The organism is Helicobacter zhangjianzhongii (genome assembly GCF_030249855.1).
GTDB classification, from domain to species: domain Bacteria; phylum Campylobacterota; class Campylobacteria; order Campylobacterales; family Helicobacteraceae; genus Helicobacter_B; species Helicobacter_B zhangjianzhongii.
This window is the reverse complement of record NZ_JANURN010000008.1, coordinates 25728-48758: the sequence shown is the minus strand read 5'-3', so window position 1 is coordinate 48758 and position 23031 is coordinate 25728. Positions and strand designations below refer to the sequence as shown.

General features: G+C 43.1%; 19 protein-coding genes and 1 pseudogene. 12 read left to right on the top strand and 8 right to left on the bottom strand.

The genetic code is table 11. The annotated features are described in order from the left end of the window. Position 1 precedes the first annotated feature (1 nt). The 6 genes from NYG90_RS08455 (at position 2) to NYG90_RS08430 (ending at position 5993) form a co-directional block, all read left to right on the top strand. A complete protein-coding gene (locus NYG90_RS08455; protein WP_285257578.1) occupies positions 2 to 892 on the top strand; it encodes a DUF3943 domain-containing protein in 891 nt (296 codons plus the stop codon). Positions 893 to 936: 44 nt separating this feature from the next. Continuing rightward, positions 937 to 1551 carry a GTP cyclohydrolase II gene (gene ribA / locus NYG90_RS08450; RefSeq protein ID WP_285257579.1) on the top strand — a complete coding sequence of 205 codons (615 nt, stop codon included), beginning with the start codon at positions 937 to 939 and terminating at the stop codon, positions 1549 to 1551. A gap of 9 nt (positions 1552 to 1560) precedes the next feature. After that, the gene (gene hypE / locus NYG90_RS08445) at positions 1561 to 2568 is read left to right on the top strand and encodes a hydrogenase expression/formation protein HypE (protein ID WP_285257580.1); all 1008 of its coding nucleotides are present in this window, start codon (positions 1561 to 1563) and stop codon (positions 2566 to 2568) included. Between the two features lie 26 nt (positions 2569 to 2594). Continuing rightward, on the top strand, positions 2595 to 4028 hold the full coding sequence (locus NYG90_RS08440; RefSeq protein ID WP_285264934.1) for a nicotinamide phosphoribosyltransferase domain-containing protein: 1434 nt from the start codon (positions 2595 to 2597) through the stop codon (positions 4026 to 4028). A 36-nt stretch (positions 4029 to 4064) separates the two neighbouring features. Then, positions 4065 to 5360, top strand: coding sequence for a BspA family leucine-rich repeat surface protein (locus NYG90_RS08435; protein ID WP_285264933.1), 1296 nt, complete (start codon positions 4065 to 4067; stop codon positions 5358 to 5360). A gap of 75 nt (positions 5361 to 5435) precedes the next feature. Further along, positions 5436 to 5993, top strand: a complete 558-nt coding sequence (locus NYG90_RS08430) for a hypothetical protein (RefSeq protein WP_285264932.1) — start codon at positions 5436 to 5438, stop codon at positions 5991 to 5993. 110 nt (positions 5994 to 6103) lie between these two features. Here the strand turns inward: NYG90_RS08430 and NYG90_RS08425 are convergent, their stop codons facing one another. The 8 genes from NYG90_RS08425 to feoB form a co-directional block, all read right to left on the bottom strand. Continuing rightward, the gene (locus tag NYG90_RS08425; RefSeq protein WP_285257583.1) at positions 6104 to 7891 is read right to left on the bottom strand and encodes a DUF262 domain-containing protein; all 1788 of its coding nucleotides are present in this window, start codon (positions 7889 to 7891) and stop codon (positions 6104 to 6106) included. 248 nt (positions 7892 to 8139) lie between these two features. After that, positions 8140 to 8799, bottom strand: a complete 660-nt coding sequence (locus NYG90_RS08420) for an amino acid ABC transporter permease (RefSeq protein ID WP_115011286.1) — start codon at positions 8797 to 8799, stop codon at positions 8140 to 8142. 11 nt (positions 8800 to 8810) lie between these two features. Next, positions 8811 to 9569 carry an amino acid ABC transporter permease gene (locus tag NYG90_RS08415; protein ID WP_285264931.1) on the bottom strand — a complete coding sequence of 253 codons (759 nt, stop codon included), beginning with the start codon at positions 9567 to 9569 and terminating at the stop codon, positions 8811 to 8813. A gap of 30 nt (positions 9570 to 9599) precedes the next feature. Next, complete coding sequence (locus NYG90_RS08410) at positions 9600 to 10376, bottom strand: transporter substrate-binding domain-containing protein (protein WP_434062737.1); 777 nt, start codon at positions 10374 to 10376, stop codon at positions 9600 to 9602. 26 nt (positions 10377 to 10402) lie between these two features. Further along, on the bottom strand, positions 10403 to 11131 hold the full coding sequence (locus NYG90_RS08405) for an amino acid ABC transporter ATP-binding protein (RefSeq protein WP_285257585.1): 729 nt from the start codon (positions 11129 to 11131) through the stop codon (positions 10403 to 10405). Between the two features lie 171 nt (positions 11132 to 11302). After that, the gene (locus tag NYG90_RS08400) at positions 11303 to 12058 is read right to left on the bottom strand and encodes a TSUP family transporter (protein WP_285257586.1); all 756 of its coding nucleotides are present in this window, start codon (positions 12056 to 12058) and stop codon (positions 11303 to 11305) included. Positions 12059 to 12062: 4 nt separating this feature from the next. Next, positions 12063 to 12554 carry an NAD(P)H-dependent oxidoreductase gene (locus NYG90_RS08395; RefSeq protein ID WP_285257587.1) on the bottom strand — a complete coding sequence of 164 codons (492 nt, stop codon included), beginning with the start codon at positions 12552 to 12554 and terminating at the stop codon, positions 12063 to 12065. A gap of 386 nt (positions 12555 to 12940) precedes the next feature. Next, on the bottom strand, positions 12941 to 15136 hold the full coding sequence (gene feoB / locus NYG90_RS08390) for a ferrous iron transport protein B (protein ID WP_285257588.1): 2196 nt from the start codon (positions 15134 to 15136) through the stop codon (positions 12941 to 12943). A 200-nt stretch (positions 15137 to 15336) separates the two neighbouring features. On the opposite strand from feoB, the gene ilvA reads away from it, so the two are divergent. From ilvA to NYG90_RS10610, 6 genes and pseudogenes are all read left to right on the top strand, one after another. After that, positions 15337 to 16545, top strand: a complete 1209-nt coding sequence (ilvA, locus tag NYG90_RS08385; protein WP_285257589.1) for a threonine ammonia-lyase — start codon at positions 15337 to 15339, stop codon at positions 16543 to 16545. Further along, complete coding sequence (locus NYG90_RS08380; RefSeq protein WP_285257590.1) at positions 16499 to 17830, top strand: hypothetical protein; 1332 nt, start codon at positions 16499 to 16501, stop codon at positions 17828 to 17830. Before ilvA ends, NYG90_RS08380 begins: the two co-directional genes overlap by 47 nt. Continuing rightward, a complete protein-coding gene (locus NYG90_RS08375; RefSeq protein WP_285257591.1) occupies positions 17814 to 18515 on the top strand; it encodes a pilus assembly FimT family protein in 702 nt (233 codons plus the stop codon). The genes NYG90_RS08380 and NYG90_RS08375 overlap by 17 nt, the downstream gene beginning before the upstream one ends. Positions 18516 to 18566: 51 nt before the next feature. Further along, positions 18567 to 20180 carry a mechanosensitive ion channel domain-containing protein gene (locus NYG90_RS08370; RefSeq protein ID WP_285257592.1) on the top strand — a complete coding sequence of 538 codons (1614 nt, stop codon included), beginning with the start codon at positions 18567 to 18569 and terminating at the stop codon, positions 20178 to 20180. A gap of 11 nt (positions 20181 to 20191) precedes the next feature. Beyond that, the gene (mtaB, locus tag NYG90_RS08365) at positions 20192 to 21463 is read left to right on the top strand and encodes a tRNA (N(6)-L-threonylcarbamoyladenosine(37)-C(2))-methylthiotransferase MtaB (RefSeq protein ID WP_285257593.1); all 1272 of its coding nucleotides are present in this window, start codon (positions 20192 to 20194) and stop codon (positions 21461 to 21463) included. Then, positions 21450 to 22559 (top strand): annotated as a pseudogene (locus NYG90_RS10610) (AAA family ATPase); the annotation flags it as partial. The gene mtaB and the pseudogene NYG90_RS10610, both read left to right, overlap by 14 nt. Positions 22560 to 23031 lie beyond the last annotated feature (472 nt).

Sequence of the window (23031 nt, the reverse complement as noted above, 5' to 3'; positions counted from 1 at the left end):
AATGAGAATATGGCTCTTGCTTTTGTGTAGTGTGCTTGCTGTGCAGCCTATGTGTGCGCACCCCATAAGCGACATATCATTACAAAATAGCAAAGCCCACAAAGCAAGCGATAGCGTGCTATATGCCCCTCCTAGATTCTATGTCGCAAAAGCCTCCGCGCAAAACATCTCTTCGCCAAATCTCTCTCCCACAAGGCAAAAGCTGGATTCTAGCACCTCCCCTAAGCCCCCCCTTGCAAAAGCCCTAGAATCCACCTCCGCACTCCACGCTGCAAAATCTCCCGCTTACTACAAGCCAGACTCCCCTAGCACTTATCTTAATACCACCATAGGCTTGCTAGGTGGGGGGATCATTGTGAGTATTATTGGGCTTTACATTATGCCAGAGAGTGTTACAAATTGGGATCGCTCGCGCTTTGGCTTTAAGGCGTGGCTTCAAGATGTGCAAGTAGGACCTGTGATTGATAGCGATAATTTCTGGCTCAATGGTGTAGCGCATCCATATTTCGGCGCGGTGTATTATATGCAGCCGCGCGTGGCGGGATACTCTTGGGCAGAGTCGGCTCTGTTTTCTTTCATCACTTCATCGATTTTTTGGGAGTATGGGATTGAGGCATTTGTGGAGATCCCAAGCTGGCAAGATCTCATCTACACGCCGGCTATGGGCTCGATATTTGGCGAGATCTTTTACCAAAGCACCAAATATATCCAATCTAATGACAATCGCCTCTTTGGCTCTAAGATTCTAGGGCTGATTGTTGTAGGGCTTATGGATCCTATCGGCGTGATTATGCGCGATCTTGGGTTTGCTAAGTTTATGGGCGTGCGCGATGTGCGCGAGATCGCTTCTTATGCTAGCCCTACAAGCGTGGGCTTTGCTATGCGCTTTTAAGCAAAAGCCTGCTATAAAGCAAGTATTTTTACTAAGGATTATTTATGCATACTATTTCTAATCTTGCCAAGCTTCCTACGCGCTATGGCGATTTTCTTATCCAATCTTTTAGAGAGACCCTAGAATCCAGCGGCGCAGTGCTAGAGCATTTGGTCGTGATGACGCCACACCTCCCAGAGAGTCCGCTTGTGCGCGTGCATAGCGAGTGCCTAACCGGCGATGTCTTTGGCTCGTGCAAATGCGACTGCGGACCAGAGCTAGATCTAGCGATGAGAAAAATCGCCCAAGATGCTAAAGATGGAGCTAAAAATGGCGGTGAAAATGGCGGCGGTATGCTTATCTATCTGCGGCAAGAAGGCAGAGGCATAGGGCTATTTAACAAAGTCAATGCCTATGCCCTGCAAGACCAAGGGCTTGATACCGTGGAGGCAAATATCGCCCTAGGCTTTGCAAGCGATGATAGAAACTATGGGATTTTAGAAAAGATTTTTACGCATTATGGGATTAAGCAGGTGCGCTTGCTTACGAATAATCCGCGCAAGATACAAGCCATTAGCGCGTATGTGAAAGTAGAGAGAGCAAGTATCATTGTAGAGAGCAATGAGCATAATGCCAAATATCTTGCAGTAAAAAAGCAAAAGCTAGGGCATTTGCTCTAAAGGCTAGCAATGGAGACGATCACTCTTGCACAAGGTGGTGGCGGTGTAGCGACAAACGCGCTTGTTGAAAGAGTATTTCTCACACATTTGCGTGAATTTTTCGTGTCTTTGGGGGAGGATGCTGGGGTGTTTAGCCCACATAGTGCTATGGCGTGTAGCACAGATAGCTTTGTGATCACGCCTGTGGTGTTTGCTGGCGGGGATATAGGCAAGCTTAGCGTGTGTGGGAGTAGCAATGATGTGGCGATGATGGGGGCAAAGCCTGTGTATATAAACTTTGGCTTTATGCTAGAAGAGGGGCTAGAAATCGCCCTGCTAGAATCCATTATCCAAAGTATCGCTAAAGAATTGCGCCTTACAGGGCTTAAAATCCTTAGTGCAGATACAAAAGTCCTGCCAAAGGGCAGCATTGATAAGCTATTTATCAATACAACTTGTCTAGGTGAGATTCTCCTGCCTAATGTCTCTACGCAAGCTCTAAGTGTGGGCGATAGTATCATTGTTTCCGCGCCCATAGGTGCGCACGGGGCGAGTATCTTTGCCGCGCGTGAAAATATCAAGCTAGAATCCAGCGTGCAAAGCGACTGCGCCCAGCTCTATCCTATGCTAGCCCCACTTTTTGCCAAATGCCCTAGAATCCACACAATGCGCGATGCCACGCGCGGCGGGCTATCTGCGGTGCTACACGAATGGGTGCAAGATAGAGAGCTTTGCATTGAGCTTGATGAAGGGGCTTTGCCTATTGATGAGGGGGTGCAGGGGATTTGCGAGATCCTAGGGCTTGAGCCTAGCCACTTGGCAAATGAGGGCGTATGCGTGCTAGCTGTCGATAAGAGCGATACGCAAGAAGTATGTGATATACTGCGTGGGCATTCTCTAGGAAGCAAGGCTTGCGTGATAGGCGAGGTATATGCTGCAAGCAAGCAGACCAAATCACGCGTAGTGCTTATCAATGAGTGGGGCGGAAAACGATTTATGGAATATCCCCAAGGCGAGCTGCTACCTAGAATCTGCTGACACTAATCTGCCAACAAAGGAGAGATATGCAACCAAAGTGTAATAACCCCTACCCAAAGCTACTATTCATCGCGGATTGCTACAAATATACACACGCTGCAATGTATCCAAGAGGCGTGGAGGAAGTATATAGCGTGCTTTACTGCCGCAATCCTAGACTTGATCTAAGCACGCTAAATGGGCATATTGTAGCCTTTGGTATGCGCCAAGCGATACAAAAGCTTTATAGCTTATATGATGAGTTTATCAATACGCCTAAAGAGAGTGTGCAAGCAGGGCTAGCGTTTTTATATAGCGATTTTATGAAGCTAGATCCTACCCAAGAGTCTTATGCATTTTTGCTAGATAAGTGGCTTGCTTTGCCCAAGGATATGCCACTTCGCTTTAAGCTCCTGCCTGAAGGCAGTTTCATCACTTCAAACACGCCTATTATCACCATTTCTTGCGATCAAGCAAAGCACTGCTGGTTTGTGAATTTTGTAGAGACTTATTTGAATTCAGAGCTATGGAAGAGCTGCTTTGTCGCCACACAAGCCGCGCTGTTTAAGCGCATAGAATACGACTGCGCAGGCGGCTATATCGATGATAGCTATAATTTCCACGATTTCGCCCAGCGCGGTATGAATGGCATCGCTGATTGCTATGCTTCATCAATGGGGCATTTGCTCTTTTTCAGCGGGAGTGATTCTATGATGGCATTGCAAAATGTATGCGAAAACTACGGTGGTGATGTAAGTATGCTAGGCTCGATCCCTGCGAGTGAGCATAGCGTGATGTGCCTAGGCGGGGAGAGTGGCGAGCTGGAAAGCTTCAAGCGCATAATGCGCACTTTTCCTGCTTCTATGGTCTCAATCGTGGCAGATACTTGGAATCTATGGGCGATTATCCAAGCACTAAGAGATGATGAAGAAGCCTATATGATGATACAGAAGCGACCCCAGCCCATCGTGCTAAGACCGGATTCTGGCGATCCTTTTGCGATCCTTACGGGCGATGAAGGAGCAAGTGATCCCCGAGCGCAAAAGGGCGTGATCCGTTTGCTTGATGAGTATTTCGGGCTTGATAGAGTCAAAATCATCTATGGCGATGCGATCACGCTAGATCGTGCTAGGGAAATCTACAAATGGTGCAAGGATAATGCCTATAATCCTACGCAGTTTTTGTGCTTTGGCGTGGGGAGCTACGCGTATAACTCCGGCATACGCGATGATGTGGGGCTTGTGAGCAAGATGACTTGGGCTAGGATCAATGGCAAATCTCACAATCTCATCAAGCAGCCAATCACCGGAAATGAAAAGACCTCTTTGTCTGGCAAAGTCGCCCTAAACGCACGCTATGAGGTCGTGCAGTTTTTAGAGCAAGAAATCAGCGATGATAGGCTCAATACCGATCTTAGCCTGCCTAGCTTACGCGATTTGCGTGCGTTTTGTAAGCAAGAGTTCCTACGCGTGGTGAAATAATCTTAAAAATTTTATTTTAATGTGTGAGAAAACAAAATGGAAATACTTGAAAGCATTGTAGATTTTTTAAACAAGAATGATGAAAATGGTGCGACTAAAGAACAGATTTTGGAGAGTTTGGAAGGGCGGTTTTCACAAGAAGAATTTGAATGGGCTATGGGGCTTTTGCGAGAAAGGCTACTGAATGCTGGGTTATATAGGTCGTTAGGAGAAAAAAATGACAAGTATTGGCTTAGCTATGATGGAAAAAGACATTTGGTGGGGTTTTTACAAGAAAACAAGAAACGAAGATATAAGAATATAAAAGAGTTTCTCTATGATAGAAAGAGAGCTTTAGAAGAGAAAAGAGCAATACTAAACAATGGCACGCAAAATGATGAGATTGCGAAAATAATTTTAGGATTATTGCAAGAAAATGGTGGCTTAGAACTTAATGAGATTGTCAGCGAAATCGCAGAGATAAAAGACAAAAAGCACGGCGATGGATATTTGCTAGGTGTTAGGTCTGTGCTTGATAAAATAAGGATACAAGGGCTTGTTTCTCGTAACGGAAAGCAATTTCAAATCACAGAGATTGGATTACAAGTCTTAGCGGGAAAGGCTTTAGCTACTGAGATTTTTGAACCAAAAAATACAAATGAGTTAAAGCTATCTATTGAGCGAGGCATAGATTTAGGCAAGGTTTCTATTGCGTTTTTAGAAAATTTAGATGGCGTTTTTGAAAACTATACAGGCAGTTTAAGTGGCATTGAAAACTGGGAAGTTACACATATTACTTCAATGAATAGAACTTTTAAAAATGTAGATTTAAATGGGATAAATTTAAGTGCTTGGGATGTCAGTGGAGTTCAATCATTAAACGAAGCTTTTAAGGGAGCAAGAAATATAAGTGGTATAGAGCAGTGGCAAACAAAAAGCTTGGAATCTATGGATAGTGCATTTGAAAATTGTGAGAATTTTAATTTAAATCTTAGTGAATGGAGAACAGAACTTTTAAAATCCCTAAAATATGCTTTTAAAAATGCGAAAGACTTTGAAGGCTATATGCTAAATGACTGGCATTTAGATAGCTTTAATGCATTGGGTGCATTTGATGGCGCAAAATCAGAAGCGGAATGGGCTTATCATAAAAATGTAGAACACGAGTTTTATATCTATGAATTTGATAAAGATATTCCTAGTGATTTTAAGCTTTGCCCTAATGAGAATCTTTTAGAATTAAAAAGGCATTTAAATAGCGGAATTAGTTGGCTAAGAAGTGAAGTGAGAAGCAATATCAAATTTTATTTCAAAGACTTAGAGCAACAAAATGTATCAGGCAGAATCCTGTGAAATGAAGCGATTATTGAAGCCTTTGATAGAAAATATTATATAACTACGACAAAGATTAGTAAAAAAGAAGCCTTTGTGATTTATCTTAATAAATTGAATGGGGAAGAATTTGAAAATAATGATAATGGGGAAGAGTATGTTAATCCACTTATTAGACTGATTAAAAAAGGTGATTATTATTCTACTGGACAAAATAACGATGATATTTACTTTGGATATAAGGGGATATTTGTAGATTCCAAGCGTTTTTCTCTTGCTATGCGAACGATGATACTTTATATCATAGCAAGAGCATATAAAGAAAAGTTAGAAAGCTTTATTGAGGATTCTGCGAAAAAAGGGGCAAATTTGGAGAAAATCAACGAGGAGGCATCAAAATTTAACCTAGAAAAATACTTTTCTATGCCTGTTATTACAAGTGATGGGGCTTTGCAGGCTGGAATTTGGGCTAAGATTTTTGATTTGTATGAATTAGATACCACGCAAGCACAAATAGCGACAAAAATTAGCACAATGGCAAGTATATTAGCAAATAGACACTCCAAAACTCAACAATATATTATCGCTGCTGCAACTGCTATAATCACCGCATTTGTTGGTATCATACCATTGCTCAATGGACAAGTATTCTAAACTTTGAAGTGTGATTTCATAATGTGTAGCATTAGAAATGCAAAAGCACACTAGAAACAATAGTAAAATAAAGAAGCCATACCCTTGTGTCAAATCTTTGCGGAATGACACTACATATTGCCTATAAAAAAGCTTTTCAAGCGAGTATAAATATCTTTATTGCGTTTGTCTATGTCTTCTTTACGCCAGTCATTTTGAGGCAGCTTGGCTAAATCCTGCACTTCTTTTAGGTGGCTGTTTGCAGAATCTACATATTCTTTTTTCTTTTGAGCAAAGAAATTTTCAAGGCAGGCAAGATTGCTCGCACTAGGTAGCAAAATCTTATTGCCTATTTGCTCTAAATACTCTTTATGGCTCTCTTCATCCCAGCCATTAAAATTGGCATTCTGCCACCGCTTTGGCAAAATATGCTCAACTTGCAAATCAGCTACATCAATGGGCTGTGAAAAATCATCATACACATACGCATAAAGATAGAGAATATACTTGGCTTTATTGGCTCTATTTTCCCACATATTTTCAATAAAAGTCTCAAATGATGGGTAAGGAATTTCATCTATTTCTTTAGTTATAGCTTCATTGTTTAGCAGATTGGCGTTTAGTTTAAATACTAATTGATCAATTTTATTGCTAGTGGCTTCTAATCTCAAAAAGAGCAAACTTATTTTTTGAAGCAATTCTAGTAATGCTGCTTCAAATGATTGGCTAATTGCATTTTTGTCAATATTTTTTTGAAACAATAGCTCCTTATATTTCCATACCAAGCAGCTCACAAATGATTTCCAGCCCTTATTTTGAAAAATACTTAGCACATTCATATAGTAAAGAGACTTACCGCATAAGTAATATTGTGGTCGTAGCCAAAAGTCTGCAAGTAAAGCGATAAAAGGCATTGTTTCATCCTTATAAAGCCACTTTTGCGATGATCCCCAGATTTGTATTTTTTTGTTCCCAATTTTTTTAGACTCATCTTTTGAAGTAAAGAAGTCTAAAAATTTTATTGTTGTCGTATTAAAGTCTTTATTTATCGCCCTAATAATGTGCATATACTGCAAAAAGAGAAAATCAAGCCCTACATCTTTATTGCTCTCCACACTCTCTATATTTGTCTCAATCTCACTCCATTGATCAATAAAGCCATCGATATTGCCTTGCTCTTTGTAGTGTTTATATAAATATCCCTTGAGCACATCAGCATTGGAGAGTGGCATTCCGCGAGAATTAAGTGTGTTAAAAATTGTCATTGCAGATTCTTGGCTATCGCATACTACAAATAGCACAAATAAATTTTGCTCTAAAACAAAATCACAAAACTCTCCCCAGCTATTACTTTGGTCGTGCTTAAAGCTGTGTAATTTTTCCAAAAAATACAAATAATTCTGGACATAAGGCGAGCGATTATTTTTTATTTTCTTATTATCTTCTTCTAGGAACTTTTCATCAATTTTTTCACTTAAAATTTGACTAAGATTCTCTTTCTCTCTATCTGTGGCAACTTCGCTCTGTAAATGTCGCTCTGTAAATTCGAGTCCCTTATTATTTACATATTCCCATACGCAACTGCCAAACTCTCTTGGATAATCCTCTTTCTTTTTTTCTGTTTCAAAACATTCATAAAATGCCCGAAAAAGTAGGGTAAAAGTCGTGATTCTCTGTTGTCCATCAATAATTTGAAATTTATTTTTGAAATTGGGATTTGAAAAAGCAATAATAGAGCCTAGAAAATATTCATTTTTTCTGCCTTCATTCTCTCTAAAGGCATTAATAATATCGTTCCACAATGTTTCGCATTCATCTATCCCCCATTTATATGGGCGTTGATATGGTGGGATAATAAATTTTGCGCCCTTATGGCTTAGCATTTCTGCAATGTATTTTTGATCTGATTGAAAAGTCATACATACTCCTTTATATAGAATCTAACTTGGATTCTAACGCAAGGTCGTTTTTTTTTTTTTTGTAAAAATGCGAGAAAAATGGCGTAAAAGCGAGATTATGAGTAAAAAGGTAGCACAATAAACAAGATATAGGGAGATTTGCTAGCAATCGCACAGAGATCACAAGCAATGCAAGAGCTATGGATACTTTGAAACTACTTATGAAAACCTGCTAGAATCCAAATAGACACCAACAGATTCTAGCAGATCTACCCCACATACGCGGTTTTTTTATCAAGGTAGCGCACAAGCACAGATAGGCTAAAGCACACGACAAAATAAATGCTTGCCACCACGCCAATCATCACAAGAATCTCTTCAAAGCTTGTAAGCTGTGCTAGGATAATCTTAGACTGATAGGTAAGCTCGGCGATTTGTAGCCCAGCAAGAAATGAAGTATCCTTAAATGTCGTGATAATTTGTGAAAGCAGTGAAGGGATAACTTTTCTAAAAGTTTGGGGCAAGATGATATAAAACAATGTAAAAAACTGGCTAAATCCCTGCGAATACGCCGCTTCAAACTGCCCTTTTGGGATAGAGTTTAGCCCACCGCGGATAATCTCCGCCATAACCGAGCTTGTATAAAGTGAAAAGCCTATCGTCCCCCACACCGCAGGATCAGCCCTGCCAAAAAAGCTTGGCAAAACAAACACGGCTGTTAGCATCCATAAAAGCAAGGGTGTATTTCTAAACGCCTCTATATAGATAGCCGCTAGAGTGCGTGCGACCCTCCCACCATAATTACGCGTGATGGCAAGAAATGTCCCAAGAATGATAGAAATCACACAAGTAGCCACCGCTACAATAAGTGTCAAATACAAGCCATCAAGGAGAAAGTGGAAGTTGGTCTCATTAAATACATTTTCCATTTTAGATCTCCTTAACGCTTGAGATGGGCGTTTTTCAGCCTATCTTCATAAAATTTTGCAAAATACGCCAACGGATAGCACACGATAAAATACAGCAATGCAGTAAAAAGATAAGCCGGAGCATAATTGCTCGTATCTCCAGCATAGCTATCAGCCACATACATAATCTCCCCGCCCGCTACAATCAAAAGCACAGAAGTATTTTTGATGAGATTGACCATTTGATTTGTCAATGGAGGCAAGATAATTTTAATCGTTTGTGGCAGGATAATATAACGCATTTGCTGCGTGTAGGTGAATCCTTGCGAAGCAGAAGCTTCAAACTGCCCCTTTGGGACAGAGAGTATCCCGCTTCTCACCACCTCGCTCACATACGCGCCGTGATATGCTCCAACGCCCAAAACACCGACACTAAACACATCAAGGTGAATCCCAAGCGGAGGCAAGGCAAAATACAAGAAAAATATCTGTATCACAAGCGGTGTATTTTGAAAAATCTCAACATAAATGCGTGTGTAGGCTCGAAGAATCTTAAATCTGCTTGTCGCCATAACGCCACCGATCGTGCCAAAAATAAGCGCGATCAAAAGAGCAAGGCAACTTACCGATAAGGCATAGCCAAAGCCTGATAGAAACTCATCAGCGTGTGAAAGCATATCTGCAAACTTCCACAACGCAAATGGATTTGAGCTAGGATTGTCCTCATCGTATAAACCCACAGATTCTAAGAAGCTAAAGAGACCCTCCCCCAAAGTCTCACTCCCTGCCATTGCAGTATCCAAGCCTACACTCTCCACTTTTTATAGTCCCCACTTTGTAGCTAGCTCATCAATTTGCGCCTTATTGTCTTGCACAAATTTGTCAATAAATGTAGCAAACTCTTTGTCTTTCTTAGGGCTTACAATGCCGTATTCTTGCGGCTCAAAGCTATCTGGTAGTATCTCGCTCTTATCATCAACATAACCCAAAAGGATAGATTTATCCACGCCAAAGGCATCTACGCGTTTTGCATCAAGGGCTGCTTTGATACTTGGATAGTCTGGAAACTCATTAAACTTCACATTCACACCAAGCTTTTTTGCCGCCTCATCAATAGCTTTTTTTGAAGTTGCTGCTTGGGCTACACCGATGGTCGTATTTTTCATATCAGCGATAGATGCATATCCCTTTTCTTTTAGCACAAGTAAGCCCACAGCGTCCTTATAGTATGGCTGTGAAAAATTATAAGTGCGTTTGCGCTCTGGCGTGATCGTAAAGGTCGCAATAACTGCATCAATGCTACCATTATCAAGCAATGGTCCTCTTGTCTTAGCATTTACAGCCACTAGCTTAATCTTTTTCTCATCACCTAAAATGCTTTTTGCTAAAAGCTTTGCTACATCAACTTCGAAACCTTGAATCTGCTTTGTCTTTTGATCAAGCAAGGCAAAACGCGGCACATCATTTTTCACACCCACAACAATCTCACCGCGTTTTTTAATGTCATCTAGCATTCCTGCATTTGCCTGCAAAGCAAAAAGTCCCGATACAAGAAGCAAACCCGCTACCCTTAGCATTCCTTTAAAACCTAGTTTCATTACGACTCCTTTAAAATAAATTTAGCCTAGTGGCTCAAAATTTTACCCAAAAATGTCTTCGCACGCTCGGTTTTTGGCGATACGAAGAAATCTTTAGGCACGCTTTCTTCCACGATAGCACCATCTTCCATAAAGATGATCCTATCTGCCACCTCCTTGGCAAACCCCATCTCGTGCGTTACGACAACCATTGTCGTATTGCTTTGATGTGAGATCTCACGCATAACATCTAAGACTTCTTGTATCGTCTCGGGGTCAAGCGCGGAGGTAGGCTCATCAAAGAGGATATAGGGCTTTTGCGTGCAGAGACTTCTAGCGATTGCCACGCGCTGCTGCTGCCCTCCGCTAAGTGTCGCTGGATAGACTTGTGCTTTATCTCTTAAGCCGACAACTTCAAGGTATTTGTAGGCAATTTCTTGTGCTTCTTGCTTTGTCTTGCCTCGTAGCTTAATGGGCGCAAGGGTTAGATTCTCAAGCACGCTTAAATGTGGGTAAAGATTAAAATGCTGAAACACCATAGCACAATACTCGCGGCATATCTTTGTCTTTGTCTTGTGATTAAGCGGGATACCGCCGACAATCACTTCACCAGAGCTTACCTCTTCAAGCCCATTCATACAGCGGATTGTAGTGCTTTTTCCACTGCCACTTGGTCCAATGATGACAAGCTTTTCACCATCTTTGATTGTGAGATTTATATCTTTTAGCACGCGGTGCTTACCATAGTATTTATTGACATTTTTTAGCTCGATCACGACTATCCTTGGTTTTGATTTGGTGGGGAAATTGCGAAACTCTAGCACATAAAACCACACAGAACTAGCATAATGCTATAAAATTATGCCTTGCAAGCAAATATTGTTACAAATTGCTATGTTCTTAATCTGCTACTAGAATCTACGCGCTATTTTACACCAAAGAGCAAGCTAGAAAAACTCTCTAATAAGTAGCTGTGTAGAGATAGCAAAGCATAGCACGATCACTGCTGGGCGGATAATCTTAGCCCCGTGCTTGATAGCAAGCTTTGCCCCTAGGCTTGCGCCAATCATCTGCCCCACACACATCATAATCCCCAGAATCCACAATACCTGCCCCCCTAGCAAGAAAAATGCCGTAGAAGAGAGATTGATACTAAAGACTATCCAGCGCGAATGCGCTAGAGCTTTGCTAAGTCCATAGCCAGCCACTACTACAAGTATCGCTAGGATAAATGAGCCAATCCCCACCCCCATAAATCCGCCATACACACTAGCAAGCGCGCAAGAGCCATAGAGATAGGGCTTGTTGATAGATTGCGCACGATCTTGCTCGCTGATTTTTGATGAGAGCAAAAAGTAGATCCCAAGCCCTATCATCACAAAGGGCAATGCCTTTGCCAGCAGATCCAGCGAGATAAACTGCACACTAAAAGCCCCAATGCCAGCAAACACCACCGCGATGATGATAAGCACGCGACTTTGGCTAAAATCCACCAAGCCGCCGTGATAATAATGCGCCGCACTTGTAAAAGAGCCTACGCAGGCTTGAAGTTTGTTTGTCGCTAGGGCTTGCAAGGGGCTTATACCACTAAGCAAAAGCAAGGGCATTGTTACCATACCAGCTCCGCCAGAGAGCGAGCCTACTAGCCCACCCACAACAGAGGCGATAAAAAGCGTGATATACCAGCCAATCCCCAAATCCACGCGACTAGCCTAAAAGTGAGAGATACTCTTGCGTGGGGATAGAATCCACTTTCGCGCTAAAGATCGCATAGCTCTCTAGCACTTCACAGCCACAATAGCTAAAGGTGCTTGTAAGCGGCGTTAGAATCGTCTCTAGGCTATATCCGTGGTGTCCATCATAGCTATCTTTGCTCCCGCCCAAAGTCGTGATGACTTGAAAGCTCTTGCCGTGCAGAAGCTTTGGATTCTCACCATAGAGGATATGCGTCAAAACGCGGTCTTGCCACTCTTTCATAAGGGCTGGCGTGCTAAACCAAAAAAGCGGAAATTGGAAAATGATCTTTTGTGCTTTTTCAAGTAGCTCCACTTCTTTAGCGACATTGATTGTGCCATTTGGATAGGCTACATTGAGATTGTGGATAGTGAGATTGGGGAGAGATTTTGCGGATTCTAGTAATGCCTTATTGACCTTAGAATTGTCCCAAAATGTGTGTGAAAAAAGTAGTAGCGTTTGCATAGGAACTCCTTGTAGTGAATGATCTTATTGTAGCACAACTCGTAAAAGTGGATTCTAGGTGGTAGGCGATTCAGTCTTGGGTGAGCAATGCGGCAGTGTTGCGGCTTATGGCAAAGGCACGAACGCCAAGTTCGCTAACCTTTACCATAAGCCGCAAAGCTACCACAGCCCCCACCGCAATCCTTAGAATCGTGCTGAAGTAAAACAGGCTTTTGAAAAAGTAGATTCTAGGAAAAACGATTCTAAGGGTTGCGGTGGGGCTGTGGGTGTTTTTTACAAATTTTGGGCGGGAGTTACCTTAGCGGTAATGACCGTCCAAAATTTGTAAAATCAATCGCATTGCTCGCCCAAGACTGAATCGCTTAAACGCAAAAAGTGGATTCTATCTAGCCCATAAAAAACTTATACCCAAGCCAAGCGCAGTAGTAGCCAAGTAGCGCGAAGCAATACGCCACAATGCTTGTAAAAATAAAGAGATATGCCACAAACTTTATCCCCCCTGCCTCTCTGCCAAAGGTGATAGTCGCTGCAAAGCAAGGGATATAAAACATCACAAAGACAATAAAAGCAATCGCCGTGGGAAAGGAGATATTATCGCGCAAGTTTTGCTGCAAGGAGGTGGATTCTTCATTGACATCATCGCCTAGGGCGTAGAGGATCCCAAGTGTAGAGACGACCACCTCCTTTGCCGCAAAGCCTGCTACAAGAGAGATAGAGAGCCGCCAGTCAAAATCCAGCGGCGCAAAAATCGGGCGCAAGGCTTCGCCGATTTTGCCAGAGTAGGTTTGGCGCAAGAAGTTTTCGTTGTATTCATTATGCAAATACCATAGAGCTTCTTGCTGATCTTGCTTGCTTAGGGCCTTAAACTGCTTTGATTGCATTAGGGCTTCTTGGCTAGCGGTGTATTGCTCTTCTAGCTCTGGGGATTTGGGGTATTGAGAGGCAAACCAAATCAATATCGACCCTAGGAAGATAAATCCTGCCGCCTTTTTCAAAAACATCACCACCTTGCTCCATACGCTAAACCACACCACACGCCAATTGGGCATTCGATACTTTGGCATTTCCATTACAAATGGCTCTTCGTGCCCGGTAAATATCGAGAGCTTTAGCAGCTTGGCAAGTAGTAGTGCAATGATCGCGCCAAAAAGATAGATCCCAAAAAGCACGAGCCCGGCGTGCTTTTGATCAAAAAATGCCCCGATAAATAGCACATAAATGGGCAGTCTAGCACTACAGCTCATAAAGCCTATGACAAAGAGCGTGATAAGCCGCTCATTGCGATTTTTGAGCGTTCTTGTAGCCATATAGGCTGGCACAGAGCAGCCAAAGCCCGCTACAAGCGGGATAAAGCTCTTGCCGTGCAAGCCAAATTTATGAAAAAAGCCATCGAGCAAAAAGGCTATGCGCGCCATATAGCCACTACTCTCTAGCAGTGCTATCCCAAAATACAGCACAGCAATCAGTGGCAAAAATGCCAGAATCGTCCCCACGCCGCCGATCACGCCATCACACAGCAAGGAGGCAAATGCCTCTACCACAATATGCTCTCTAATCACTTCTGCTAGATTCTCAAAGCCTAGCTCAATATAGTCTTTAAAAAACCCGCCCACATAAAAGGTCGCTTCAAATAGCACAAACATCAGCACAAGAAAAATAGGAATCCCAAAGCGTTTATGTAGCAAGATAGAATCCACATTTTTTGTCTGCTCTAAAGTGGATTTTGGGTAGGTGATAGTCTCTTGCGCGGCACCTTGGGCATAGGCTATGGCATCGTGGTGGAAAAGCCTTGCGATATTTTGCTCATCGCTTGCTAGGGAGAGTTCATTGCGCGCGGCATTGACATATTGCACAATCTCGTGGTAGCAGGGCTTATCGTGCAAGTAGGCATATAATGCGCCATCTTGCTTGATGAGCAAAATCGCAAGCCCTCTAGCAGATAAAGGCGTGCTGGCTTTGGGATAGGCGTGTAGCTCGTAGAAAGACTTTTGCGTGATAAATTGCTCTACTTGGGCTATGGCTTTTTCTATCTTGTCATTATAAACGCGCTTTGGCGCACACAGGGGCTTTTGCGCATAGGATAGGAGCGTATCAAGCAAGAGAGATAGATTCTCGCCTGTGCTAGCAGAGATAGGCACACAAGGCACACCTAGAATCTCACTTAGTAGCTTGTGATTGACTATAACCTGCTCATCTCGCGCTTCATCGATCATATTTAGCCCTAGCACGATCTTTATCCCAAGATCCATAATCTGCCCTGTAAGTGCGAGATTACGCGCGAGATTGGTAGAATCTAGCACATTTAGCACGATGTCATACTGCCTAGATTCTAGGAAGTCTTTGGTGATTTTCTCTTCTGGGGAGTAGTGGTTGAGCGAGTAGGAGCCGGGCAGGTCGATTATGGTTATATGCGTGTTTTGGTAGGTGAAGCTTGCTTGGGTTTTTTCAATCGTTACACCGCTAAAATTCCCGACTTTTAAATGCGAGCCGCTAAGGGCATTTATCAGCGAGCTTTTGCCGACATTTGGCTGTCCTACAAGCGCGATAGTAAGAGTGCGCTTAGGGCTTGTGGCGTGCGACATAGAATCTATCCTTTAGTATTGTTCTTAATAATTTGCGGGATACTTATGTAAATCAAGATTGATTATTATAACCCACAAAAGTATAAATTGCCATACTTTCATCGATGGCACTTACCATAACTTGCGCCTATCTTGCTTGATTTTAAGCTTGGCGCATTACAATAGCACCACATCTACACTATCCCAAACAAAGAGTCTAAATGCTATCCTTACAAGCCTTGCAGCAGGCACAAGAACGGCTTGCGCCAATCATTGAGTATATCCCGCTTTCTCTTGCTCCTAAGCTGTCTTTGAGATTTGATGCACATATTTATTTGAAAAAAGAAAATCTCCAGCGCACAGGAGCGTTTAAAATCCGCGGCGCGTTTAATAAAATCGCTTCTATGAGCGCAGAGGATCGCGCTAGGGGTGTGATCGCCGCAAGTGCTGGGAATCACGCCCAAGGCGTGGCGTATTCTGCTAGGCATTTTTCTATCCCTGCGGTGATTGTGATGCCAGAATCCACGCCCTTGCTCAAAGTCCAAGCCACCAAGGAGCTAGGCGCAGAAGTGGTGCTACACGGCAATAATTATGATGAGTCCTATGCCAAAGCGTGTCAAATCGCGCAAGATAGGGGCTTAAGCTTTATCCACCCCTTTGCTGATGAAGCTGTTATGGCGGGGCAGGGAACTATCGCGCTTGAGATGATTGCAGAAAGGGAGCTAGATATAGTGCTTGTGCCTATTGGTGGAGGAGGGCTTATCGGCGGGATCGCTGCAGCATATCATTACCTAAGCCCCACTACTAAGATCATAGGCGTAACGGCAAAGGGTGCGCCCGCTATGGCAGAGAGCTTTAAATCTGGCAGTATGCACAATGCAGAATCTGTGCGCACGATTGCCGATGGTATCGCTGTGCGCGATGTCAATGCGCTAAATTTCTCCTATGTAGAGTCATTAGTGAGTGATATTATACAAGTCGATGACGAAGAGATCGCTTCAGCGATTTTGTATCTTTTAGAAAATCAAAAGCTTGTGGTAGAGGGGGCTGGGGCAGTGGGTGTGGCAGCTCTTTTACACAACAAGCTTGCCTTAAACGCCAATGATCGCGTGGGCGTGGTGCTAAGTGGGGGGAATATTGATGTAACAATGCTTAATTTGATTATCCAAAAGGGCTTAGTCAAAACTATGCGTAAATTCCAATTCCAAGTGCTGCTTGTGGATAAGCCCGGGGCATTGCAGGCATTAAGCGATATTTTTGTCCAAGCAGGAGCAAATATCGTGCAAATTGATTACGACAGGACTAGCACAAATCTCGCCTATGGCGATGCGTATGTGATCATTTCCCTTGAAATTAAGGGGCAAGAACACAAGCAGGCAATTTGTGATTGCTTGCGTGCAAATGGCTATGACTTTACAGAAATTCTCTAGTGTTATGCGCTTGCATTTTGCGCGTGCAGCTTTGCAAATGCGTTTGTGGCTACATAGATATGCACATATCAAGTGGCGTAAATATGATGTGGTGGATTTTGGGTTTTTGCTAGTGCTGTGTGCTAGCGTGGGGCTGCTGGTGTATATGATTAGCGAGATTTCTATCAGCTATAAAGAATTCATTAAGCTCCATAGCAGTGAGTCGTGGCTCTTTGTGTGGTTACGAGTGTGTGTAGAGATTTTTGGGAGTAGTGATTATGCCTTGCGCTTTAGCTTGATTGTCGTGCATATAGGCAATATGTCGCTAATGTATCTAATAGGTAGAATCTACTTGCGTAAAAGGCGCGATAGTCTCTTTCTAGTGCTGTTATATGCACTTTTGCCGGGTGTGAATCTATCAGCCTTGCTGCTCTATGAGAGTGGGTTTATTATTTTTGTTTTGCTAGCTATTTGCTTTGTGCAGCTGCGTTTTAAGAAAATCCCTTATGTGCTTATTTGTTTGGCTGGGCTATTGGATCTAGTGTTTTGCGTGCTGTTTATCGCGCTTGGTGTGTATGCGATTTTGCATAGAAAGAGCAAGATGCTATTGACCTCTCTTGTGGGCTTTGGGGTCAATATGTTTTTGTATTCTAGCTCTATTGCTGGTGTGCCACAAGCGTATGCGCTTGATGTGCTAGGGGCATTTGCTATGCTCTTTTCTCCGCTTTTGTTTTTGTATTATATCTATACGCTATATGCGGCTATCACAAGGCATAAAGACTACTCTCTAATGGTGCTAATTAGTGTGAGCGGGCTTATCTTTAGCCTGCTTCTATCCCTGCGTCAAGAAATTGACATCACCAAATTCGCGCCCTTATGTGTCGTGGGGCTACCTGTTTTGGTGTATGGATTCTACAATGATATGCGTGTGCGCTTGAAAATGTATCGCACGCGCTTTAGGGTGCGTATGGGGCTAGTCTTTTTGGTGCTATGCTTTGAGAGCTTTTGTCTCTTTGGCAATAAGATCACCTATCTCTTTAGCCCCCAGCCCAACTTCGCACGCTCCTACTACATAGCAAAAGATGTCGCCAACGCCCTAAAAAGCCGAGGTATAGAGCATTTAAAGGTAGAAAATAGTGCATTAGCTCTGCGCCTTAGCTTTTATGGGATTGAAGCAGGTAGTGCGGCGTGTTTGTATGAAGAATCCACGCCCATATCACATAAAGGCGAGATGATAGAAATCGCGTATTTAGGCAAGATCGTGGCGAGATATAAGCTTGTGAGAAGTAATGCGTGCCGCATTTAGTGTGCTTGAGCTAGTTATTGCTATTGTGATTTTAGGTGTGTTTGCAAGCTTTGCTATGCCAAGCTCTAAGCACGCATTGCACCAAGCTGCCCTAACCACCCTAGCCTATATCCGCTATACACAGCATCTAGCTCTAAATAGCTCCTTAGAATTTGCCACGCTTAAGCAGACTTCTACGCTTACTGCATTGCACCCTTCTATTGATCCGCATAAATTATTGGATTCTAGTAAGAATTTTTGGCAGATCCAATTTCATCAAAGTGGAATCTATACGCTAAATAGCTTTAGTGTGTTTTTTGACACGCCTAGATTTTCGCCTACGACAGATAGAGATAATCAGCCCCAGCCCGGCGATATTATCGCAATAAATGGCAAAAATAGGCGGTGTCTATCAGGATATAGTAATGATAATATTGCCACAGAGTGCCGCAATAATAGCGAGATCTTAGTGCGGCTATATGAGAGCTTTGGGGTAGAATCTATCATCTTAGAATCCGAATTTGCCTGCCAAGAGATCAATACATTTCGCATAGGCTTTGATCGATTTGGCAAGCCCTTTTGCGCTAGAAATATTAGAGCCTTGCAAGCCCCTATGCAAATCGCACTAAAAAAGGGCGCATATACAAAGTATATATGTATCTTGCCGCATAGTGGCTATGCCTATATCGCCCCTAGAGGGTGCTGATTTGGCGAGTTTTGCTATAATTTGGCTTATTTATGCAAAGGTGGATTGTGCGTGAAAGCGTGGTGTGAGAGAGTTTGTAGGATTCTAGTGCTTGGGCTTTTGTGTAGCTCTTTGGCGCAGGCTGCGCCAGAGCAAGCTTCTACACTGATAAATCCCCTTAACACAGAGCATAAAGACTCTACTACAATGTCGCAAAAAGAGCTACAAGATGAGCTAGTATCTATCAATACCACCTTGACACAGAGCAATAATCCTTGGCTTAAACGCTACACAGATTATGCAAACTACAATCGCATAATGCGCCAAATGCACACTTTGCAAGATGAGATTTTGCATATAGATGCTACAAACATTAGCGCGCTTAATGAAAAGCGTCTAGCCATAGAAACACTAGAGCGGCAGCTTGATTTGCTAAAGGACGCTAAAAGTGATCCCTTTAAAGACCTAATCCAAAAGCCAGAGATAGGCGATCTCCCTAATATCACCAATCCTTTTGCCATTATTAGTGGGCTATCTTTTATCAACAATTTGCAAAACACAAAGGCGGCATTTGAGAGCAATAAGCAGAGCCTAGAGATCGTGCTGACACTCATTGAGCGCAAATATAGCCTACTTGAGCAGCTTAGTAAAAGCCACAAAAACTATGCCAAAGAGCTAGCCCTTGTCCAAGCAGAATTGCTAGAGTTTCAAAGTGCTTATAATATCATCTCCACTAGCATTGATATTTATAATAAACGCTATGATGAGGTCTATGCCTTGCTCTCTCATCAAATCCACAAGCAAACCTTCAAGCTTATGTATATCGCCTTGGCGATTCTTATTAGTATCGGGCTAGCCCTGGGGCTTAAGCTTTTAATCAAGCGATATATCACTGATAATGAGCGCACCTACACAGCAAATAAAATTATCAATTTTTTTAATATCACTATTATCGTGCTTATTTTGCTCTTTGCTTACTTGGAGAATGTTACTTATCTTGTCGCGGTGCTGGGCTTTGCCTCTGCTGGGCTTGCGATTGCTATGAAAGATTTGTTTATGAGTATTTTGGGGTGGTTTGTGATCGTGCTTGGAGGCAGTGTGCATGTGGGTGATAGAGTTCGGGTAGAAAAAGATGGCAGTATCTATGTAGGCGATGTGCTAGATATTTCTATGCTACGCATTACAATGTATGAAGATGTAACGCTCACAAGCTTCGCGCATAATCGCCGCGCCGGACGCATTGTCTTTATCCCTAATAACTTTGTCTTTACGATGATGATTGCTAATTACACGCATAATGGTATGCAAACAGTGTGGGACGGGATAGATTTTTGTATCACCTTTGATTCTAATGCGCAAAAAGCCCAGCAAATCGCGCTTGATATTACAGCCAAGCATTCTAAATCCTACACCCAGCTTACCAAAAGTCGCTTGCGTAAAATGCGCGATCGCTACTCGCTCAAACACGCCAATGTCGATCCTAGGGTGTATAGCTTTATCGCTACAAATGGGCTTGTCATTTCTGTGTGGTATCAAACAAACGCCTATGCCACGCTCACACTCCGCAGTCAAATATCGCTAGAAATTATGCAGGCTATCTTGCAAGAGCCAGATATTTTCATCGCCTATGAGACGACAAAATTTGTCCAAACGCCTTATGATGGCTTTGGCGATAAATCCCACTAAGAAAGCATTGTATGAAAGAGATAAAACAAGAGAAAAAAGTATTTTTCAAAACCTTTGGCTGCCGCACTAATCTCTATGACACACAGATTATGCGCGAGAATCTAGGCGATTTTGCCCATACTTTAGAAGAGGCGCAAGCAGATATTGTTGTAATCAACTCTTGCACGGTAACAAATGGCGCAGACTCAAGCGTGCGCAGCTATGTGAGAAAAGCAAGAGATCTAGGGAAATCCGTGGTCTTTGCAGGCTGTGGAGTGAAAACTCAAGGCAGAGAGCTGCTAGAAAGGGGCTTAGTCGATGGCGTGCTAGGACATAGTCATAAAGAGTCTATCGCACAGGCTTTAGACAAGCTAGCACAAGGGCAGAAGTTTTTCTATGAAGATAATTTAGCGCATTTGGATTCTAGTATTGTGAGTGAGTTTGTGGGCAAATCGCGTGCTTTTATCAAGATCCAAGAGGGCTGTGATTTTGCGTGTAGTTATTGCATTATCCCTTCAGTGCGGGGCAAATCACGCTCCTTGCCTTTAAAGCAGATTGTAAAGCAGGTGCAAGTGCTGGTGGATTCTGGGGTGCAAGAAATCGTGCTTACAGGCACAAATGTCGGTAGCTATGGCAAGGATAGCAATAGCTCTATTACAAAGCTTTTGCACACACTCTTTGCTATCCCTGATCTAAAGCGCGTGCGTATCGGCAGCCTTGAGCCAAGCCAAATTGATGAAGAATTTTGCGAGCTATTAGCTCACCCTAAGCTAGAGCGGCATTTGCATATTGCCTTGCAGCACACGCACAATGCAATGCTAAAACTAATGAATCGTGCTAATTGCTTTGAAGAAGATTCTAGGCTTTTGCACACAATCGCAGATCTAGGCTATGCCATTGGCACAGATTATATTGTAGGACACCCCGGAGAGAGTGAAGAGATATGGGAGCAAGCTTTTAGCAATGTCCGCACACTCCCGCTTACACATATCCACCCTTTTGTGTATTCTATCCGCTCTGGCACAGCATCTGCTAGTATGAGTGATCGTGTCAATGGCGCGGTTGCTAAAGAGCGGCTACATAGTCTAAATACGCATATACAAGAAGCAAATCTTGCCTTCCGCCGCAAAAGACAGGCACAAGACAAGCCCTTGCAAGTGCTGATTGAGAAGCAATTAGGCGGCGTATATGTGGGGCTTGATGAGCATTTCAATAAGATCTTTATAGAATCCACCCAAGAGCTAGGGCAGTGGGTGGAGATCACAGAGTATGACATTAAGGAGCATAACTATGCCAAAATCTAAGCATTTGTGGGTGGGACTTAGCGGAGTGGTGATCGTGCTGCTTTTGTGCTTGGTGCTTGTGCTAAAGGATAATGCCAAGATTATTTCAGCTGCTGCATTAGAAAATGCCTTGCAAAAAAACTTCATCATAAAGCTTTGGGAGAGAGATGACTACCTCTATGCCCAAGCCAAAGATAGCCAAGTGTATAAAATCCTGCTCTCTCAAGTCAATCCCGCCATTATCAAAACAATGCCCATTGATAAAACAAGCACGAAGTGGTTTATTTGGGGGATTGTGATTGTATTTATCCTGCTTGTGTGTGGGGTGGGGATAGCTCTAGTTGCATCGCGTAAAAATCGCGTGCATATCACGCCGATCAACGCTGCTGCAATTAAAGATCCCCCAGAATCCACTTTTGCGCCATTGCACTCTAGTATGCGATTTAGCGATGTGGCAGGCATTGATTATGTCAAGGCAGAGCTGCTAGAGATTGTGGATTTTCTCAAAAATCCGCAGAAATACCAGCGATTTGGCGTTAGTCTGCCAAAAGGCGTGCTACTTAGCGGATTGCCCGGGGTCGGCAAGACACTTTTAGCCAAGGCTCTTGCAGGCGAGAGTGGCGTGCCATTTTTCTACCAAAGTGGCGCGAGCTTTGTGGAGATGTATGTGGGCGTGGGAGCTAGGAGGGTAAGAGAGCTTTTTAGCAGGGCAAAGGCTAGTGCGCCTTGTATTATCTTCATCGATGAGATTGATGCCATAGGCAAGGCGCGCAAGGAGGGTAGCAATAATAGCGAGCGAGAATCCACTCTCAATCAACTGCTAGTGGAAATGGACGGCTTTAGCGATAATAGCGGCGTGGTCGTGCTTGCAGCGACTAATCATATCGATGTGCTTGATCCGGCACTTTTACGAAGTGGGCGATTTGATAGGAAGCTTTTCATCGAGCTGCCTAATAAGCAAGAAAGAGAGCAGATCCTATCAATGTATCTTGCTAGCAAGCCTAATAATCTCCACCAAGACATCGCCCAAATCGCTAGTGAGACTTCAGGCTTTAGCGGTGCGAGTCTTGCCACGCTTGTCAATGAAGCCGCGCTTAATGCCCTGCGCAATCACGCTCAAGAAATCAGTATGCGTGATTTTGATGCTGTGTATAGCAAGATCCATAGCGGGCTAAAGCGGCTACCGCTACTAGAATCCAGCTTGCGCGATGTGTATGCGATTTACCACGCGAGCAAATATCTCTATGGGCGTTTTTATCAGCTTAGTATGCAAAAGGTAAGCTTGTTTGAGAGTGTGCTACTAGAATCTAGCATTGATACACTAAGTCGCACGGAGCTATTGCGGCATATTGGATTCTACCTTGTGGGCGATAGGGCGGTGCGCACTCTATGCAAAGATAGCTTTGGCGTGTTTGGTAGCGATTATCAAAAGGCGCGTGAGCTAGTTACAAAAGGGCAGGAGCTTGGGCTATTTAGCACACAAGAGAATGTGGGGGATACCCTTATCTTTCACGCTTCTTGTAGTGGGATTGAAGTTTTAGATACGCTTATGGACTTTATCACACACCATAGAGAAGGCATACTTACCA

Excerpts from the sequence above, each read along its gene's own strand:
- NYG90_RS08440 (WP_285264934.1), top strand. The coding sequence starts at position 2,595 with ATGCAACCAAAGTGTAATAACCCCTACCCAAAGCTACTATTCATCGCG.
- mtaB (WP_285257593.1), top strand. The coding sequence starts at position 20,192 with ATGAAAGAGATAAAACAAGAGAAAAAAGTATTTTTCAAAACCTTTGGC.
- NYG90_RS08435 (WP_285264933.1), top strand. The coding sequence starts at position 4,065 with ATGGAAATACTTGAAAGCATTGTAGATTTTTTAAACAAGAATGATGAA.
- NYG90_RS08420 (WP_115011286.1), bottom strand. The coding sequence starts at position 8,799 with ATGGAAAATGTATTTAATGAGACCAACTTCCACTTTCTCCTTGATGGC.
- NYG90_RS08415 (WP_285264931.1), bottom strand. The coding sequence starts at position 9,569 with ATGGCAGGGAGTGAGACTTTGGGGGAGGGTCTCTTTAGCTTCTTAGAA.
- NYG90_RS08410 (WP_434062737.1), bottom strand. The coding sequence starts at position 10,376 with ATGAAACTAGGTTTTAAAGGAATGCTAAGGGTAGCGGGTTTGCTTCTT.
- NYG90_RS08395 (WP_285257587.1), bottom strand. The coding sequence starts at position 12,554 with ATGCAAACGCTACTACTTTTTTCACACACATTTTGGGACAATTCTAAG.
- hypE (WP_285257580.1), top strand. The coding sequence starts at position 1,561 with ATGGAGACGATCACTCTTGCACAAGGTGGTGGCGGTGTAGCGACAAAC.
- ribA (WP_285257579.1), top strand. The coding sequence starts at position 937 with ATGCATACTATTTCTAATCTTGCCAAGCTTCCTACGCGCTATGGCGAT.
- NYG90_RS08455 (WP_285257578.1), top strand. The coding sequence starts at position 2 with ATGAGAATATGGCTCTTGCTTTTGTGTAGTGTGCTTGCTGTGCAGCCT.
- NYG90_RS08425 (WP_285257583.1), bottom strand. The coding sequence starts at position 7,891 with ATGACTTTTCAATCAGATCAAAAATACATTGCAGAAATGCTAAGCCAT.
- feoB (WP_285257588.1), bottom strand. The coding sequence starts at position 15,136 with ATGTCGCACGCCACAAGCCCTAAGCGCACTCTTACTATCGCGCTTGTA.
- NYG90_RS08375 (WP_285257591.1), top strand. The coding sequence starts at position 17,814 with ATGCGTGCCGCATTTAGTGTGCTTGAGCTAGTTATTGCTATTGTGATT.
- ilvA (WP_285257589.1), top strand. The coding sequence starts at position 15,337 with ATGCTATCCTTACAAGCCTTGCAGCAGGCACAAGAACGGCTTGCGCCA.